General features: G+C 35.3%; 1 protein-coding gene. It reads right to left on the minus strand.

What is annotated here, in order from left to right:
- A partial coding sequence (locus tag GSY74_RS08380) for an ATP-binding protein (protein ID WP_164664654.1) occupies nt 1-1509 on the minus strand: 1509 nt, incomplete at both ends.

Here is a 1509-nt window from a genome sequence, read left to right on the forward strand (position 1 = left end):
ATGTCGTAGGTTATGCTCTTTTTCATATTTCAGAATAGCTTTTGTCGATTCGACACCATTCATGACAGGCATCTGAATATCCATAAATATAATATCATAATCCTTCTTCATACGCATCTCATAACCTATTTTTCCATCCTCTGCCATATCACTAGAGATTCCTATAGTTTTTAAAGTTAGCTGAATCATTTTTCTATTGATAGGATTATCTTCAACCACTAGAGCATTGAGGTTATTAAATGTAGGCCAGTCACTCTTTTTACTCTTTGACTCTATTTTTTTCCCTACTCTATTCTCTAAAACTATTTTTATAGATTTTTCAACTTTTGTGTAGGTGATTGGCTCATACAGTACTTGAGAAAATATAGGTGCAAGATCCACAATATTAGCTCTTCTATTTAGTTTTGTAACTAAAATTATCTGACTATCTCCTCTATGTCTCTGCACGATACTCCTAAGTTCATCCTCTTCTATTCTATCATAGTGAATATATAGTACATCAAATAGAGATGCCGTTGCCCCCATGCACTCACTATAAGTTTTAAAACGAACGATTGAGAACTCTTCAAAGGATAGAAGATAATCCTCCAAGTAGTGGTCAGAATCTTTCATCTGTACATCTTCAGGAGAGTATATTGCTATTTTCATTGGTCTGATTTTATAATCCTGCTTAAGGCTCTGTTTCTCCATCTCTAATGTAAAATGAAATGTTGAGCCATCTCCAATCGAGCTATCTAGCTTCAACTCTCCACCCAACATAGAGACAAGATTGGTCGAGATAGTAAGCCCTAGCCCTGTACCACCGTACTTTCGATTTGTACTACTATCTGCTTGTGTAAAGGCTTCAAAAACTTTATCTTTCTGTCTGTCACTAATCCCAATTCCATTATCTTTGACTGTAAATCTGACTGATATGGTATCTTCTGTAGAGCTAACTCTCTCTATTAATACATCTATTGTTCCCCTCTTATCTGTAAATTTGACAGCGTTTGATATAAGATTCATCAAAACCTGTTTAATCTTCCCTGGGTCACTTTTGAGAAGCAGAGAGGAGAGTAGAGGGTCAATCCATAAAGAGAAATCTATATCTTTTTTTGAAGCATTAGCCGCATAGGTCTCTATGACATTCTCAAACTCATCCATCGGGTTAAAGAACAGCTCTTCAATCTCTACAATTCCACTCTCTATCTTTGATATATCAAGTATATCATTGATGATACCTAAGAGGTCTTCTGAACTTTTACGGATAATATTTACAAAATCTGACTGCTCATCATTAAGATTTGTTGATTTTAAAAACTTTGTAAAACCTACAATACCATTAAGCGGTGTACGAATCTCATGAGACATATTGGCTAGAAAGAGACTCTTGGTTCTATTTGCTTGGTCGGCTAACTCCTTACTCTCCTGTAGCTCCTCTATCATCTCTGACATCAATGAATAAATCTCTGCTGAATTTTTATCTTTGATGGTCTCTTTAAAATTAGTAACTTTTCCTGTGATGGGACA

The organism is Sulfurovum sp. bin170, from assembly GCF_010892395.1.
GTDB lineage: Bacteria > Campylobacterota > Campylobacteria > Campylobacterales > Sulfurovaceae > UBA1140.